Annotated in this window: 15 protein-coding genes; 14 read left to right on the plus strand and 1 reads right to left on the minus strand. The window is 54.7% G+C overall.

All coding sequences use genetic code 11. The features are described 5' to 3' along the window. Window positions 1–86 precede the first annotated feature (86 nt). The 10 genes from miaB (at window position 87) to rihA (ending at window position 10,295) form a co-directional block, all read left to right on the plus strand. Entirely contained in the window at window positions 87–1,511 is a 1,425-nt protein-coding gene (gene miaB / locus QE396_RS10570) for a tRNA (N6-isopentenyl adenosine(37)-C2)-methylthiotransferase MiaB (RefSeq protein WP_020884986.1), read from the plus strand. 164 nt (window positions 1,512–1,675) lie between these two features. Continuing rightward, the gene (locus tag QE396_RS10575; protein ID WP_020884987.1) at window positions 1,676–2,722 is read left to right on the plus strand and encodes a PhoH family protein; all 1,047 of its coding nucleotides are present in this window, start codon (window positions 1,676–1,678) and stop codon (window positions 2,720–2,722) included. Continuing rightward, window positions 2,719–3,186 (plus strand): rRNA maturation RNase YbeY, encoded by a 468-nt coding sequence (gene ybeY / locus QE396_RS10580; protein ID WP_014169133.1) that lies wholly within the window; start codon window positions 2,719–2,721, stop codon window positions 3,184–3,186. Before QE396_RS10575 ends, ybeY begins: the two co-directional genes overlap by 4 nt. Window positions 3,187–3,275: 89 nt before the next feature. Next, window positions 3,276–4,154 (plus strand): CNNM family magnesium/cobalt transport protein CorC, encoded by an 879-nt coding sequence (gene corC / locus QE396_RS10585; protein WP_020884989.1) that lies wholly within the window; start codon window positions 3,276–3,278, stop codon window positions 4,152–4,154. A gap of 5 nt (window positions 4,155–4,159) precedes the next feature. Beyond that, on the plus strand, window positions 4,160–5,698 hold the full coding sequence (lnt, locus tag QE396_RS10590) for an apolipoprotein N-acyltransferase (protein ID WP_047366145.1): 1,539 nt from the start codon (window positions 4,160–4,162) through the stop codon (window positions 5,696–5,698). 331 nt (window positions 5,699–6,029) lie between these two features. Further along, entirely contained in the window at window positions 6,030–6,935 is a 906-nt protein-coding gene (locus QE396_RS10595) for an amino acid ABC transporter substrate-binding protein (protein ID WP_020884991.1), read from the plus strand. Between the two features lie 155 nt (window positions 6,936–7,090). Continuing rightward, window positions 7,091–7,831, plus strand: a complete 741-nt coding sequence (locus QE396_RS10600) for an amino acid ABC transporter permease (protein WP_020884992.1) — start codon at window positions 7,091–7,093, stop codon at window positions 7,829–7,831. Continuing rightward, window positions 7,831–8,505: a glutamate/aspartate ABC transporter permease GltK gene (gene gltK / locus QE396_RS10605; protein WP_014169128.1), complete on the plus strand. Its 675-nt coding sequence runs from the start codon at window positions 7,831–7,833 to the stop codon at window positions 8,503–8,505. Before QE396_RS10600 ends, gltK begins: the two co-directional genes overlap by 1 nt. Further along, on the plus strand, window positions 8,505–9,230 hold the full coding sequence (locus tag QE396_RS10610; RefSeq protein ID WP_014169127.1) for an amino acid ABC transporter ATP-binding protein: 726 nt from the start codon (window positions 8,505–8,507) through the stop codon (window positions 9,228–9,230). Before gltK ends, QE396_RS10610 begins: the two co-directional genes overlap by 1 nt. 120 nt (window positions 9,231–9,350) lie before the next feature. After that, the gene (gene rihA / locus QE396_RS10615) at window positions 9,351–10,295 is read left to right on the plus strand and encodes a pyrimidine-specific ribonucleoside hydrolase RihA (protein WP_309950959.1); all 945 of its coding nucleotides are present in this window, start codon (window positions 9,351–9,353) and stop codon (window positions 10,293–10,295) included. A gap of 79 nt (window positions 10,296–10,374) precedes the next feature. Here the strand turns inward: rihA and QE396_RS10620 are convergent, their stop codons facing one another. After that, window positions 10,375–10,857: a zinc ribbon-containing protein gene (locus QE396_RS10620; protein ID WP_025204671.1), complete on the minus strand. Its 483-nt coding sequence runs from the start codon at window positions 10,855–10,857 to the stop codon at window positions 10,375–10,377. Window positions 10,858–11,071: 214 nt separating this feature from the next. Between QE396_RS10620 and leuS the strand changes: the two genes are divergently transcribed. From leuS to nadD, 4 genes are read left to right on the plus strand one after another with little or no spacing between them, the layout of a single operon-like run. Continuing rightward, on the plus strand, window positions 11,072–13,654 hold the full coding sequence (gene leuS / locus QE396_RS10625) for a leucine--tRNA ligase (protein ID WP_048339331.1): 2,583 nt from the start codon (window positions 11,072–11,074) through the stop codon (window positions 13,652–13,654). A gap of 14 nt (window positions 13,655–13,668) precedes the next feature. Next, window positions 13,669–14,238 carry an LPS assembly lipoprotein LptE gene (gene lptE, locus QE396_RS10630; RefSeq protein WP_020884995.1) on the plus strand — a complete coding sequence of 190 codons (570 nt, stop codon included), beginning with the start codon at window positions 13,669–13,671 and terminating at the stop codon, window positions 14,236–14,238. Beyond that, window positions 14,238–15,269, plus strand: a complete 1,032-nt coding sequence (gene holA, locus QE396_RS10635; protein ID WP_040016926.1) for a DNA polymerase III subunit delta — start codon at window positions 14,238–14,240, stop codon at window positions 15,267–15,269. Before lptE ends, holA begins: the two co-directional genes overlap by 1 nt. Continuing rightward, window positions 15,262–15,927: a nicotinate-nucleotide adenylyltransferase gene (gene nadD / locus QE396_RS10640; protein ID WP_032670621.1), complete on the plus strand. Its 666-nt coding sequence runs from the start codon at window positions 15,262–15,264 to the stop codon at window positions 15,925–15,927. The genes holA and nadD overlap by 8 nt, the downstream gene beginning before the upstream one ends. Window positions 15,928–16,077: the final 150 nt, after the last annotated feature.

Here is a 16,077-nt window from a genome sequence, read left to right on the forward strand (position 1 = left end):
TCTTGAGGTTGACAACCTTCATACTGGTCACAACCGCAGCAAAGCATTACAATACGCGCCCTGCATTCCTGAGCATGAGCAAGTCGATGACAAAAAAACTCCATATAAAAACCTGGGGCTGTCAGATGAACGAATACGATTCATCCAAGATGGCCGATCTGCTGGATGCCACGCACGGGTATCAACTAACTGACAACGCGAACGAAGCGGACGTGTTGCTGCTCAATACCTGTTCGATCCGTGAGAAGGCGCAGGAGAAGGTGTTCCATCAACTGGGCCGCTGGAAGCTTATCAAACGCAAAAGACCCGATGTGATCATTGGCGTGGGTGGGTGTGTGGCCTCGCAGGAAGGCAAACTGATCCGCCAGCGTGCTCACTATGTTGATATTATTTTTGGCCCGCAGACGCTGCACCGCCTGCCGGAGATGATCAACGCCGTTCGCGAGAATCGCCGCCCGGTGGTTGACGTAAGCTTCCCGGAAATCGAAAAATTTGACCGTCTGCCAGAACCACGCGCGGATGGTCCAACAGCCTACGTCTCCATTATGGAAGGCTGTAACAAGTACTGCACCTATTGTGTCGTACCGTATACCCGCGGCGAAGAAGTGAGCCGTCCGACCGACGACATTCTGTTTGAAGTGGCGCAACTGGCGGCACAGGGTGTGCGTGAAATTCATCTGCTGGGCCAGAACGTCAACGCCTGGCGCGGTGAGAACTACGACGGTACCACCGGCAGCTTTGCAGAACTGCTGCGCCTGGTGGCCGCTATCGACGGCATCGACCGCCTTCGCTTCACCACCAGCCACCCAATGGAATTTACCGATGACATCATTGATGTGTATCGCGATACGCCAGAGCTGGTGAGCTTCCTGCATTTGCCGATTCAGTGTGGTTCCGACCGCGTGCTGAACCTGATGGGACGTCCACATACGGTACTGGAGTACAAATCCATCATCCGCAAGCTGCGTGAAGCCCGCCCTGATATCCAGATTAGCTCCGACTTTATCGTTGGCTTCCCGGGCGAAACCACGGATGACTTTGAGCGCACGATGAAGCTCATTGGCGAAGTGAATTTTGACGTCAGCTACAGCTTTATCTTCTCAGCGCGTCCAGGTACTCCTGCGGCCGATATGGTCGACGATGTGCCGGAAGAAGAGAAAAAGCAGCGTCTGTATATTCTGCAGGAGCGTATCAACCAGCAGGCCAACGCCTGGAGCCGTCGTATGGTCGGCACCGTCCAGCGTATTCTGGTAGAAGGCACCTCCCGTAAGAGCATTATGGAGCTGTCAGGACGCACCGAAAATAACCGCGTCGTGAACTTTGAAGGCACGCCAGACATGGTCGGTAAATTTGTGGACGTGGAGATTGTCGACGTGCTGACCAACTCCCTGCGCGCAAAAGTGGTCCGTACCGAAGACGAAATGGGTCTGCGCATCGCACAGTCGCCGGAATCCGTCATGTCCCGCACCCGCAAAGAAAGCGACGCTGGCGTCGGTATTTACCAGCCATAACGCCATCCGGCCTGCCGTTTCGGCAGGCCTTGTATTTCCTCTCATCGCCCCCAATATCTTCCGCAACGCTTGCGCCTTTATTCTATGGCGTGAATAATTTCGGTAATGACCGTTTTATTACGCCAGGTGGCACCGGGTCAGTTAATCAATCAAAGAGGAACAGTTTGAACATAGATACGCGTGAAATTAGCCTTGAGCCAGCAGACAACGCTCGCCTGCTGAGCCTGTGCGGGCCGTTTGATGACAACATCAAACAACTGGAGCGACGTCTGGGTATCGAAATCAATCGTCGCGATAATCATTTCAAACTCACCGGACGCCCTCTCTGCGTCAACGCCGCTGCGGATATTCTGCGTAGCCTGTATGTGGATACCGCCCCAATGCGCGGTGAAATACAGGATATCGAGCCAGAACAGATCCACCTCGCGATCAAAGAGGCGCGCGTGCTTGAGCAAAGCGCAGAAAGCGTGCCGGACTATGGCAAGGCCATCAATATTAAGACCAAACGTGGCGTCATTAAGCCGCGTACGCCAAACCAGGCGCAGTACATCGCCAACATTCTCGACCATGACATCACCTTCGGTGTGGGCCCGGCGGGTACGGGTAAAACCTATCTGGCCGTTGCCGCGGCGGTTGATGCACTCGAACGCCAGGAGATTCGTCGCATCCTGCTGACCCGTCCGGCGGTGGAAGCGGGTGAAAAACTGGGCTTCCTGCCAGGCGATCTGAGCCAGAAGGTTGACCCTTACCTTCGTCCGTTATACGACGCGCTGTTCGAGATGCTCGGCTTTGAGAAAGTGGAGAAGCTGATTGAGCGTAACGTGATTGAAGTTGCCCCGCTCGCCTATATGCGCGGCCGTACGCTGAATGATGCATTCATTATTCTCGATGAAAGCCAGAACACCACCATCGAACAGATGAAAATGTTCCTGACACGTATCGGCTTTAACTCAAAAGCGGTCATTACCGGTGACGTCACGCAGATTGACCTGCCGCGCAGCACCAAATCGGGTCTGCGCCATGCCATTGAAGTGCTGGCCGACGTCGACGAAATCAGCTTTAACTTCTTCCACAGCGAAGACGTGGTCCGTCACCCGGTTGTGGCGCGCATCGTTAACGCTTATGAAGCATGGGAAGAAGCAGATCAGAAGCGTAAGGCCGAACTGGCCGCAGAACGTAAGCGCGAAGCGCAGGAGCAAGAACAAAAATGAGTCAGGTGATCCTCGATTTACAACTGGCATGTGACGATAATTCCGGCTTGCCAGAAGAGGCGCAGTTTCAGACATGGCTGGATGCGGTTATCCCCCAGTTTCAGGAAGAATCAGAAGTCACGATTCGTCTGGTGGATGAAGCCGAAAGCCATGAGCTTAACCTGACCTACCGCGGGAAAGATAAGCCGACCAACGTGCTCTCTTTCCCCTTCGAAGCCCCACCGGGAATTGAGATGCCGCTGCTGGGCGATCTGATCATCTGCCGCCAGGTCGTGGAACAGGAAGCTAAAGAGCAGCAAAAACCGCTGGAAGCGCACTGGGCGCATATGGTGGTACACGGTAGCCTGCATCTGCTCGGCTACGACCATATTGAAGATGACGAAGCGGAAGAGATGGAGTCCCTCGAGACAGAGATAATGCTTGCTCTGGGCTATGAGGATCCGTACATTGCCGAGAAAGAATAGTCAGTCGACCGACTGACTAACATGCCGCCGCGTAGGAAAATAGCGCGGCGGTAAACGTTGAACTAACAAGAGAACCCTTAACAAACGCCATGAGCGACGACAATTCACACAGTAGCGACACGACAAACACCAAAAAGGGATTTTTCTCCCTCATTCTGAACCAGCTTTTCCACGGCGAACCTAAAAACCGTGACGAACTGCTGGAGCTGATTCGTGATTCCGGGCAAAACGACCTTATCGATGAAGATACGCGCGAAATGCTCGAAGGGGTAATGGACATCGCCGACCAGCGCGTTCGCGACATCATGATCCCCCGCTCGCAGATGATCACCCTGAAACGTAACCAGCCTCTGGACGAGTGCCTCGATGTGATCATCGAATCCGCACACTCGCGTTTCCCGGTCATCAGCGAAGATAAAGATCACATTGAAGGGATTTTGATGGCGAAAGATCTGCTGCCGTTTATGCGCAGCGATGCCGAAGCCTTCAGCATGGAAAAAGTGTTACGCCAGGCCGTGGTTGTGCCGGAAAGTAAACGTGTGGATCGGATGCTGAAAGAGTTTCGCTCTCAGCGCTACCACATGGCGATTGTTATTGATGAATTTGGTGGCGTTTCCGGTCTCGTCACGATCGAAGATATCCTTGAGCTGATCGTGGGCGAAATCGAAGATGAGTATGACGAAGAAGAGGATATCGACTTCCGTCAGCTTAGCCGTCACACCTGGACCGTTCGCGCGCTGGCCTCGATTGAGGACTTTAACGACGCCTTTAGTACCCATTTCAGCGATGAAGAGGTCGATACTATTGGCGGGCTGGTGATGCAGGCCTTTGGCCACCTTCCGGCACGCGGCGAGACCGTTGACATCGACGGTTACCAGTTCAAAGTGGCAATGGCCGACAGCCGACGTATTATACAGGTTCATGTCAGAACGCCGGACGACTCACCGGTGCCAAAACTGGAAGATTAATGTAAATGGCATTTGCCCCATTACTTGAACGCCAGCGCGTACGTCTGCTGCTGGCGCTGTTACTCGGAGCCAGCGGAACGCTGGCTTTTTCTCCTTACGATATCTGGCCTGCAGCCATTCTCTCCCTGATGGGACTTCAGGGTTTAACCCTGAATCGTCGTCCCGTCCAGGCGGCAGCGATTGGCTACTTCTGGGGACTGGGGCTGTTTGGCTCCGGCATCAACTGGGTCTATGTCAGCATCGCTCAGTTTGGCGGTATGCCAGGACCCGTTAACGTCTTCCTCGTGGTACTGCTGGCCGCTTATCTCTCGCTCTATACCGGTCTGTTCGCGGGTATCCTTTCTCGCCTGTGGCCAAAAACCACCTGGCTGCGCGTTGCCATTGCTGCGCCGGTTGTCTGGCAAATTACCGAGTTCCTTCGCGGCTGGGTACTGACTGGCTTCCCGTGGCTGCAGTTCGGTTACAGTCAGATTGATGGCCCGCTAAAGGGGCTTGCTCCGGTAATGGGCGTTGAAGCGATTAACTTCCTGTTGATGGTGGTGAGCGGACTGCTGATCCTGGCGCTTGTCACACATAACTGGAAGACGCTGGTCGTGGCGCTGGTGTTGGTTGCCCTGCCTTTCCCACTGCGTTATATCCAGTGGTACAGCCTGGTGCCAGAGCGCACTACACAGATTTCAATGGTGCAGGGGAATATCCCTCAGTCAATGAAATGGGACGAGAAAGAGCTGCTGAACACGCTGAAGATCTACGCTAACGCCACCGAGGCGGTCATGGGTAAATCGCAGCTGATCATCTGGCCAGAGTCGGCGATTCCGGATCTGGAAATTAACCAGCAGCCGTTCCTGAACATGATGAACGATCTACTGCTGGCTCGCGGCAGTACGCTGGTTACCGGGATTGTCGATGCGCGTCTGAATCAGCAGAACCGCTACGACACCTACAACACCATCATTACGCTGGGTAAAGACAGCGAATACAGCTACAACTCCACTGACCGGTATAACAAGAATCACCTGGTACCGTTTGGCGAATTTGTACCGCTGGAGTCCATTCTGCGCCCGTTAGCACCGTTCTTTGACCTGCCGATGTCCTCATTCAGCCGTGGCCCGTACGTTCAGCCCCAGCTGCATGCGCACGGTTTTGCCCTGACGGCGGCCATCTGCTACGAAATTATCCTCGGCGAGCAGGTGCGCGATAACTTCCGTCCGGACACTGACTTCCTGCTGACTATCTCCAACGATGCCTGGTTTGGTAAGTCGATTGGCCCGTGGCAGCATTTCCAGATGGCGCGGATGCGCTCCCTGGAGCTGGCGCGCCCGCTGCTGCGTAGCACCAACAATGGCATTACCGCCGTGATTGGCCCGCAGGGCGAAATCCAGGCCATGATCCCGCAGTTCACCCGTGAAGTGCTGACGACCAACGTCACGCCTGCGACGGGCCTGACGCCTTATGCCCGCACCGGCAACTGGCCGCTGTGGATCCTGACCGCGCTGTTCGGATTTGGCGCGGTGCTGATGAGCTTGCGTCAGCGTCGTCGATAATTTCCCCTCCCTTCCCCTCTCCCGTTGGGAGAGGGCATTTCTGGCACGTCTCTTGCTTTATTTCCCCACGTAAACGCAGTTTGGCTTAACGTGCAACTTCGTCGCACCAGCGTAGATCACCGGTAGCACCGAAACGGTGCAACGAGAGATATTTGCCTCTGATTGGTGCGGCGCGCTTCGCAAAAATAAACAATAACGCAGCAAAATCTTTACATTAAGCCAGACTAAATGTTAACAAGCTTGCATAACACTGCACTCGCATAGCGCGAGATATAACAACATCACAATGGGTATCAATGCGTCACTGGCGCTGATAAGAAAGGAGTTGGGTATGCAATTACGTAAACTGGCCACAGCAATGCTGGTTATGGGGATGTCGGCAAGCGTCGTTCACGCTGAAGATGCTCCGGCTGCCGGGAGCACTCTCGACAAGATTGCCAAAAACGGCGTGATCGTGGTCGGCCACCGTGAATCTTCTGTCCCGTTCTCTTACTACGACAACACGCAAAAAGTCGTGGGCTATTCACAGGATTACTCCAACGCTATCGTTGAAGCTGTGAAGAAAAAGCTGAACAAACCTGACCTGCAGGTGAAGCTGATTCCAATCACTTCACAAAACCGTATTCCACTGCTGCAAAACGGCACGTTCGATTTTGAGTGCGGTTCCACCACCAACAACCTTGAACGTCAGAAACAGGCTGCCTTCTCTGACACCATCTTCGTCGTGGGCACCCGCCTGCTGACCAAGAAAGGCGGCGAGATCAAAGACTTTGCGGACCTGAAAGGCAAAGCCGTCGTTGTTACCTCCGGTACCACTTCCGAAGTGTTGCTGCACAAGCTGAACGACGAGAAGAAAATGGATATGCGCATCATCAGCGCGAAAGATCATGGCGACTCTTTCCGTACCCTGGAAAGTGGCCGTGCTGTGGCGTTTATGATGGATGATGCCCTGCTGGCAGGCGAACGTGCAAAAGCGAAGAAACCAGACAACTGGGATATCGTCGGCACGGCGCAATCTAAAGAAGCGTACGGTTGTATGCTACGTAAAGACGATCCGCAGTTCAAGAAGCTGATCGATGACACCATCGCTCAGGTTCAGACCTCCGGTGAAGCGGAAAAATGGTTCGATAAATGGTTCAAGAACCCGATTCCACCCAAAAATCTTAACATGAACTTCGAACTGTCTGACGACATGAAAGCGCTGTTCAAATCACCAAACGACAAGGCTCTTAACTAATTAGAACAACAGGGGCGGGATCTCCTGCCCTCTCGATTGTCGGGAAGCATGGACAGACTATACGTTGAGTGGTCGTTCCCCACTCAGCGCGAAAAATGAGCTTCTCACCAATCTTCGAGGGTAGCGCTGCTACCCTTTTTTTTCTGGAGTTTATTATGTCAATAGACTGGAACTGGGGCATATTCCTGCAACAAGCCCCGTTCGGCAACACCACCTATCTTGGCTGGCTGTGGAGCGGTTTTCAGGTTACCGTCGCCTTATCGATCACGGCGTGGATTATCGCGTTTCTTGTCGGTTCACTGTTCGGTATTTTGCGCACCGTACCTAACCGTTTTCTCTCATCTCTCGGCACCCTGTATGTGGAACTGTTCCGTAACGTTCCGCTGATTGTGCAATTTTTCACCTGGTATCTGGTCGTCCCGGAACTGCTGCCGGAAAATATTGGCATGTGGTTTAAGTCGGAACTGGATCCGAACGTGCAGTTCTTTGTCTCTTCCATGCTCTGCCTGGGGCTCTTCACCGCCGCGCGCGTTTGCGAGCAGGTGCGTGCCGCCATTCAGTCACTGCCGCGCGGACAAAAAAATGCTGGCCTGGCGATGGGCCTGACGCTGCCACAAACTTACCGCTACGTACTGCTGCCTAACGCTTACCGCGTCATTGTTCCACCAATGACGTCTGAGATGATGAACCTGGTGAAAAACTCGGCCATCGCCTCGACCATCGGTCTGGTGGATATGGCCGCACAGGCGGGCAAGCTGCTGGATTATTCCGCCCACGCGTGGGAATCCTTCACGGCGATCACACTCGCCTATGTTCTGATTAACACTTTCATCATGCTGGTGATGAACCTGGTTGAACGCAAAATCCGCCTGCCGGGCAATCTGGGGGGCAAATAATGTACGAATTTGACTGGAGTTCTATCGTTCCATCCATGCCTTACCTGCTGGATGGCCTGCTGATCACCTTAAAAATCACCGTGATTGCTATTGTGGTGGGTATCGTCTGGGGCACCCTGCTGGCGGTCATGCGCCTGTCGGCCTTTAAACCGTTCGCCTGGTTTGCCACAGCCTACGTTAACGTTTTCCGCTCCATCCCCCTGGTGATGGTACTGCTGTGGTTTTACCTGATTGTTCCCGGCTTTCTGCAAAACGTGCTGGGGCTGTCGCCGAAAACCGATATCCGCCTGATCTCCGCGATGGTCGCGTTCTCAATGTTTGAGGCTGCTTACTATTCAGAGATTATCCGAGCGGGTATTCAGAGTATTTCCCGTGGGCAGTCCAGCGCCGCGCTGGCGCTGGGGATGACGCACTGGCAATCCATGCAGCTCATTATTCTGCCGCAGGCGTTTCGCGCCATGGTTCCCCTCCTGCTGACCCAGGGCATCGTACTGTTCCAGGATACCTCTCTGGTCTACGTATTGAGCCTGGCAGACTTCTTCCGTACCGCGTCTACCATCGGTGAACGTGACGGTACGCAGGTCGAAATGGTGCTCTTCGCGGGTGGAGTCTATTTTGTGATTAGTTTAAGCGCGTCGCTGTTGGTCAGCTGGCTGAAGAAAAGGACTGTATAATGATTTCCCTGAAAAATGTTTCTAAATGGTATGGGCACTTTCAGGTGCTGACCGACTGCTCAACCGAAGTGAAAAAAGGTGACGTGGTGGTGGTATGTGGGCCATCCGGCTCCGGTAAATCCACGCTGATCAAAACCGTTAACGGCCTGGAGCCGGTGCAGCAAGGAGAGATCCTCGTCAATGGCACCAAAGTCAATGACAGGAAAACCAACCTTGCTCAACTGCGTTCCCACGTCGGCATGGTGTTCCAGCACTTTGAGCTGTTTCCGCACCTCTCCATTATCGAGAACCTGACGCTGGCGCAGGTAAAAGTGCTGAAACGCGATAAAAAGCTCGCGCGCGATAAAGGTCTGAAGCTGCTGGAACGCGTGGGGCTCTCTGCGCATGCTGATAAATTCCCGGCGCAGCTCTCTGGCGGTCAGCAGCAGCGTGTGGCTATTGCCCGCGCCCTGTGTATGGATCCGGTCGCCATGCTGTTTGATGAACCGACTTCCGCTCTCGATCCCGAGATGATCAACGAAGTGCTGGACGTAATGGTTGAGCTGGCGCACGAAGGGATGACGATGATGGTGGTGACCCACGAAATGGGCTTTGCCCGCAAAGTGGCGAACCGCGTGATCTTCATGGACGAAGGGAAGATTGTTGAAGACTCGCCGAAAGAAGAGTTCTTCGCCAATCCTAAATCCGAGCGAGCAAAAGACTTCCTCGCCAAAATCCTGCACTAATCTCCCCGGTGCGCAATTTGCGGATTGCGCACTGCTTCACGCTTTAGCTCTCTTCTTCTCGTCGGCGTCACATTGCAGCGTTAACCTTGTCACAAAATAATGCTACGTATGGAGCACGCTATGGCACAACCTATCCTTCTCGATTGCGACCCGGGTCATGATGACGCGATCGCCCTCGTCCTTGCACTTGCCTCCCCTGAACTGGACGTCAAAGCCGTCACGTCCTCTGCCGGAAACCAGACCCCGGAGAAAACGCTGCGTAACGTCCTGCGTATGCTGACGTTGCTCAAACGCACCGATATTCCGGTCGCCGGTGGTGCCGTCAAACCGCTCATGCGCGATCTGATCATTGCCGACAACGTGCACGGTGAAAGTGGGCTGGATGGCCCGGCACTGCCCGAACCGGGGTTTGAAGCGCAACCCTGCACCGCCGTAGAGCTGATGGCGAAAGTGCTGCGTGAAAGCGCGGAACCGGTCACGCTGGTGGCCACCGGCCCGCAAACCAACGTTGCGCTGCTGCTGAACAGCCATCCGGAATTGCACAGTAAAATCGCCCGAATCGTGATCATGGGCGGCGCAATGGGACTCGGGAACTGGACGCCAGCGGCGGAATTCAACATTTTTGTCGATCCGGAAGCCGCAGAGATTGTCTTCCAGTCTGGCCTGCCGATTGTCATGGCCGGCCTGGACGTCACCCTTCGCGCACAAATAATGGCGCACGACATCGCGCGCTTTCGTGCCATTGGCAACCCGGTGGCGACAACCGTCGCAGAGTTGCTGGACTTCTTTATGGCGTATCACAAAGCCGAGAAATGGGGTTTTCACGGCGCGCCGCTGCACGATCCGTGCACCATTGCCTGGCTGCTCAAACCGGAGATGTTTACCACGGTAGAACGGTGGGTAGGCGTGGAAACCCAGGGGAAATACACTCAGGGTATGACGGTGGTGGACTACTATTCGCTGACGGGCAATCAACCCAATACCACGCTGATGGTGGATATCGACCGTGAAGCGTTCGTGGATTTGCTGGCGGAAAGACTCAACTATTACAGCCAGGCCCGGTAAGCGATGGCCACCGGGCATGGTAGACTGCTCTGTGGCCTGATGCCCTCCCTCTGACCTGAAGGCAGAGGGCGGCTTTTACTTAGGGCTCAAACGGCCGACGCTGGAACTGATCGTGTCCACACTTTGGACACAGCGGCAACACATCCGGCGTATAGACTGCAATGTGGTGATGGCATTTCTCGCACACCAGATTCCCCAGTCCGACCACTTCTCCGCTGTGATAGACCCCGTGGTGGTTGAGGTCCTGAAAGACTTCACGCCACTCCAGCTGCGTTTTATCGGTGATATCCGCCAGCTCCTGCCACAGGCTTTCTTTAATTACCCGCATAAAAACGCTGTCGGTAACCTCGTTCTGACTCTCTTCGTAGCTTCGCGCAAACTCTTCCAGGTCGCGTCGTACGGCGCGCGTCACCTCTTCCACTTCGGTTCGCGTTAACTCACCCGTTTGCGTCACGCGGGCCCGCGCCTGTTCCACCAGCGCATCGATATCACGCTCGCCGTTACGCAGCCGTTCCGTCAGTGTTGTCACCAGTTCTCGGTAAAATTGAGCAACCTTGTTCATCATTTTGCCTCCCGGGTAAGTAACTGACTCTAATAATAGACCTTATTTCGCCACCGCTTTGCCAGGTGAACCACAGACCCGACAAATTCCTCACGCGTGCATTTGTGCGAAAGGCTGTTTTGGCGCGGGCGTTTGGGCTATGCTATGCGGATCTGAATTACCACATCCATTGGCTACATTTGTAGCTGTATTGAAAACAGGACCACTGGCTGCCATGCAAGAGCAATACCGCCCGGAAGAGATAGAATCAAAAGTCCAGCAACACTGGGACGAGAAGCGCACCTTTGAAGTAACCGAAGACGAGAGCAAAGAGAAGTATTACTGCCTGTCGATGCTTCCCTATCCTTCTGGTCGACTACACATGGGCCACGTGCGTAACTACACCATTGGTGATGTGATTGCCCGCTACCAGCGTATGCTCGGCAAAAACGTCCTGCAGCCAATCGGCTGGGATGCGTTTGGTCTGCCTGCAGAAGGCGCGGCGGTCAAAAACAACACGGCACCTGCCCCGTGGACGTACGACAACATCGCGTACATGAAAAACCAGCTCAAAATGCTGGGCTTTGGCTATGACTGGAGCCGCGAGCTGGCGACCTGCACCCCGGAATACTACCGCTGGGAGCAGAAATTCTTCACCGAGCTGTACAAAAAAGGCCTGGTGTACAAGAAGACCTCTGCCGTTAACTGGTGCCCGAACGACCAGACCGTACTGGCGAACGAGCAGGTTATCGACGGCTGCTGCTGGCGTTGTGATACCAAAGTTGAGCGTAAAGAGATCCCGCAGTGGTTTATCAAAATCACCGCCTACGCTGACGAGCTGCTAAACGATCTGGATAATCTGGAGCACTGGCCTGATACCGTCAAGACCATGCAGCGTAACTGGATCGGCCGTTCAGAAGGCGTGGAGATCACCTTCAACGTTGAGAACGACGATCGGACCCTGACCGTCTACACTACCCGTCCGGACACCTTCATGGGTGCGACCTATCTGGCCGTGGCCGCTGGTCACCCGCTGGCGCAGAAAGCCGCGGAAAACAACCCGGAACTGGCGGCCTTCATCGACGAGTGCCGCAACACCAAAGTGGCCGAAGCCGACATGGCGACGATGGAGAAGAAAGGCGTTGATACCGGCTTTAAGGCTATCCATCCACTGACGGGCGAAGCAATCCCTGTCTGGGCAGCCAACTTCGTGCTGATGGAGTACGGCACAGGCGCCGTCATGGCCGTTCCAGGCCACGATCAGCGTGACTACGAATTTGCCACCAAATATGGCCTGACCATCAAGCCTGTCATCCTCGCGGCTGACGGTTCTGAGCCAGACCTCTCCGCACAAGCCCTGACCGAAAAAGGCACCCTGTTCAACTCGGGTGAATTCAGCGGTCTGAGCTTTGAAGATGGCTTCAACGCGATTGCCGACAAGTTAGCGTCGCTGGGCGTCGGTGAGCGTAAAGTCAACTACCGCCTGCGCGACTGGGGTGTCTCTCGCCAGCGCTACTGGGGAGCACCTATCCCAATGGTGACGCTGGAAGATGGTACCGTGATGCCAACGCCAGAAGATCAACTCCCGGTGATCCTGCCGGAAGATGTGATCATGGACGGTATCACCAGCCCAATCAAAGCCGATCCTGAGTGGGCAAAAACGACCGTTAACGGCCAGCCAGCGCTGCGTGAAACTGACACCTTTGATACCTTTATGGAATCGTCATGGTACTACGCGCGTTACACCTGCCCGCAGTATCAGGAAGGCATGCTGGATTCCGATGCAGCAAACTACTGGCTGCCTGTGGACATCTACATCGGTGGTATTGAACACGCCATCATGCACCTGCTCTACTTCCGCTTCTTCCACAAGCTGATGCGCGACGCAGGCATGGTCAACTCTGACGAACCAGCAAAACAGCTGCTGTGTCAGGGAATGGTGCTGGCCGATGCCTTCTACTACGTCGGGGCGAACGGCGAGCGTAACTGGGTGTCTCCGGTTGACGCGATCGTTGAGCGCGACGAGAAAGGTCGTATCGTGAAGGCGAAAGACGCCGAAGGTCATGAACTGGTTTATACCGGCATGAGCAAGATGTCGAAGTCTAAAAACAACGGCATCGACCCTCAGGTGATGGTTGAGCGTTACGGCGCAGATACCGTGCGTCTGTTTATGATGTTTGCCTCTCCGGCTGACATGACCCTGGAATGGCAGGAATCGGGCGTTGAAGGGGCTAACCGCTTCCTGAAGCGTGTCTGGAAACTGGTTTACGAGCACACCTCTCAGGGTGATGCTCCGGCAGTGAACGTCGCGGCACTGACTGAAGATCAGCAGGCGCTGCGTCGTGATGTTCATAAAACGATTGCAAAAGTGACCGATGATATTGGTCGTCGTCAGACCTTCAATACCGCAATTGCGGCTATTATGGAACTGATGAACAAGCTGGCAAAAGCCCCGCAGGGCGGCGAGCAGGATCGTGCCTTAATGCGTGAAGCGCTGCTGGCCGTCGTTCGCATGTTGAACCCGTTCACCCCGCACGTCAGCTTCACCCTCTGGCAGGAGCTGAAAGGCGAAGGCGATATCGACAACGCACCGTGGCCAGTGGCTGACGAATCCGCGATGGTGGAAAACACCACGCTGGTTGTGGTCCAGGTTAACGGCAAAGTTCGCGGTAAAATTACCGTGGCGGTCGATGCTACCGAAGAACAGGTTCGCGAACGCGCAGGCCAGGAACATCTGGTTGCGAAATATCTTGAGGGCGTTACCGTACGTAAAGTGATCTACGTACCGGGTAAATTGCTGAATCTGGTCGTTGGCTAAGCGCGGGAGGAAACGTGCGACAACTGGCAACAATACTCTTATCTCTGGCGGTGCTTGTCACCGCTGGTTGTGGCTGGCATCTGCGCAATACCACGGCAGTGCCTGCTGAAATGAAAACGATGATTTTCGACTCATCGGATCCGAATGGTCCACTCAGCCGGGCAATTCGAAACCAGCTGCGTCTTAACGATGTTGAGTTGATTGAGAAAGGGACGTTACGTCAGGATGTTCCATCCCTGCGCGTTCTGGGCTCAACCTTAGCCAAAGACACGGCGTCCATTTTCCAGGACGGCCGTACCGCAGAGTATCAGATGGTCCTGTCGGTTAATGCCGCCGTTCTGATCCCGGGTAAAGACATCTACCCAATCAGCACGAAAGTGTACCGTTCGTTCTTCGATAACCCGCAGACGGCTCTGGCAAAAGACGCCGAGCAGCAGATTATCATTAACGAAATGTACGATAAGGCCGCAGAGCAGCTGATCCGTAAGCTGCCGGGCGTTGCCGCGTCAACGAAACAGGGTTCTGACATCATCGAAAAACCGGATGCCACCACGCCTCCTGTTTCTGCCTCCATGGGTAACTGATGATCAGGCTGTATCCTGAACAACTCCGCGCGCAGCTCAATGAAGGGCTGCGCGCGGCGTATCTGCTTCTCGGAAACGATCCGCTATTGCTTCAGGAAAGCCTGGATGCCGTCCGACAGGCGGCGGCCGCGCAGGGCTTTGATGAACACCACACCGTCCAGTTGGATAACAACACCGACTGGAATGCCCTCTTCTCGCTTTGCCAGGCGATGAGCCTCTTTGCATCGCGCCAGACCATCCAGATCCTGCTGCCGGAGAATGGCCCTAACGCGGCCATCAATGAACAGCTGGCAACGCTGGTCAGTCTGCTGCACAGCGATCTGCTGTTTATTGTGCGCGGCAACAAGCTCACCAAAGCGCAGGAAAACGCGGCCTGGTTTACCCAGCTCGCGGCCAATGCGGTTATGGTGACCTGTCAGACGCCTGAGCAAGCCCATCTGCCAAAATGGGTCGCGACAAGAGCGAAGCAAAACAATCTTCAGCTGGACGACGCCGCAAACCAGCTTCTCTGCTACTGCTATGAAGGTAACCTGCTGGCACTGGCTCAGGCGCTGGACAGGCTCTCCCTGCTCTGGCCAGACGGTAAGCTGACACTGCCACGCGTGGAGCAGGCCGTTAACGATGCCGCGCACTTTACGCCCTTCCACTGGGTGGATGCACTGCTGGCAGCGAAAAGCAAACGCGCCCTGCATATATTGCAACAGCTGCGCCTGGAAGGTAGCGAACCGGTTATTTTGCTGCGCACCCTTCAGCGTGAATTATTACTGCTGATTACGCTCAAGCGTCAGTCTGCACATACGCCATTACGTTCGCTGTTTGATAAACATAGGGTGTGGCAAAACCGTCGGGCGATGACCACCGAGGCCATCAACCGCCTGAGTCATGAACAGCTGCGTCAGGCCGTGCAGCTTCTGATGCGCGCTGAGCTTACGTTGAAACAAGATTATGGTCAGTCGGTCTGGGCGGAGCTGGAAAGTCTCTCTCTGCTGCTCTGCCATAAGGCGCTGGCAGACGTATTTATCGATGGATAGTATGCATTCTTTACAGGCCCTGTACGGTGGCACCTTCGATCCGGTCCATTACGGACATCTGAAGCCGGTTGAAATTCTGGCGAATCTGATCGGCCTTCAGCGCGTAATCATCATGCCCAATAATGTGCCGCCACACCGTCCGCAACCTGAGGCGAGCAGCGAGCAGAGAAAAGAGATGCTCGCTCTGGCCATCGCGGATAAACCGCTTTTTAGCCTTGATGAGCGAGAACTGCGCCGCGACACACCGTCCTGGACGTCGCAAACGCTGCAGGAGTGGCGAGCGGAGCAAGGGCCGGACACGCCGCTGGCCTTTATTATTGGTCAGGACTCCCTGCTCAATTTTCCCACCTGGCACCAGTATGAAACGATCCTGGAAAACAGCCACCTGCTTGTCTGTCGCCGTCCGGGCTATCCGCTGACCATGCGAAAAGAGCAGTATCAGCAGTGGCTTGAGGCGCATCTCACAGACAATATTGAAGACTTGCACAACCAGCCTGCCGGGAAGATTTATCTGGCAGAGACGCCGTGGTTCGATATTTCTGCGACCCTCATTCGCGAGCGTCTGCAGCAGGGATTAGCCTGTGACGATCTGCTGCCATCAGCTGTGCTGGACTACATTCACGCGCATGGGTTGTATCAGAAAAGCGCAGACGCATAGCGGGGGCGCATGAAAAAGCGGCGTAATGATTATCCTGCCTTGACAGGTTAAGCCATACTGTTATCCTCCGCTGCCAGACTTTCCCGCCGATCATTGCTTTACAGAAATTGTTTTACAAAAATGGCGATGCAATCTCAGGCGGAGGGTGGG

Origin of the sequence: Enterobacter sp. SORGH_AS_0287, from assembly GCF_031453695.1 — a bacterium.
Lineage (GTDB): Bacteria > Pseudomonadota > Gammaproteobacteria > Enterobacterales > Enterobacteriaceae > Enterobacter > Enterobacter ludwigii.

What these genes read in the sequence shown, in the direction of transcription:
- QE396_RS10595 (WP_020884991.1), top strand. Translation starts at nt 6,030, where the DNA reads ATGCAATTACGTAAACTGGCCACAGCAATGCTGGTTATGGGGATGTCG.
- lnt (WP_047366145.1), top strand. Translation starts at nt 4,160, where the DNA reads ATGGCATTTGCCCCATTACTTGAACGCCAGCGCGTACGTCTGCTGCTG.
- miaB (WP_020884986.1), top strand. Translation starts at nt 87, where the DNA reads ATGACAAAAAAACTCCATATAAAAACCTGGGGCTGTCAGATGAACGAA.
- QE396_RS10610 (WP_014169127.1), top strand. Translation starts at nt 8,505, where the DNA reads ATGATTTCCCTGAAAAATGTTTCTAAATGGTATGGGCACTTTCAGGTG.
- corC (WP_020884989.1), top strand. Translation starts at nt 3,276, where the DNA reads ATGAGCGACGACAATTCACACAGTAGCGACACGACAAACACCAAAAAG.
- gltK (WP_014169128.1), top strand. Translation starts at nt 7,831, where the DNA reads ATGTACGAATTTGACTGGAGTTCTATCGTTCCATCCATGCCTTACCTG.
- holA (WP_040016926.1), top strand. Translation starts at nt 14,238, where the DNA reads ATGATCAGGCTGTATCCTGAACAACTCCGCGCGCAGCTCAATGAAGGG.
- rihA (WP_309950959.1), top strand. Translation starts at nt 9,351, where the DNA reads ATGGCACAACCTATCCTTCTCGATTGCGACCCGGGTCATGATGACGCG.
- leuS (WP_048339331.1), top strand. Translation starts at nt 11,072, where the DNA reads ATGCAAGAGCAATACCGCCCGGAAGAGATAGAATCAAAAGTCCAGCAA.
- QE396_RS10600 (WP_020884992.1), top strand. Translation starts at nt 7,091, where the DNA reads ATGTCAATAGACTGGAACTGGGGCATATTCCTGCAACAAGCCCCGTTC.
- ybeY (WP_014169133.1), top strand. Translation starts at nt 2,719, where the DNA reads ATGAGTCAGGTGATCCTCGATTTACAACTGGCATGTGACGATAATTCC.
- QE396_RS10620 (WP_025204671.1), bottom strand. Translation starts at nt 10,857, where the DNA reads ATGAACAAGGTTGCTCAATTTTACCGAGAACTGGTGACAACACTGACG.
- nadD (WP_032670621.1), top strand. Translation starts at nt 15,262, where the DNA reads ATGGATAGTATGCATTCTTTACAGGCCCTGTACGGTGGCACCTTCGAT.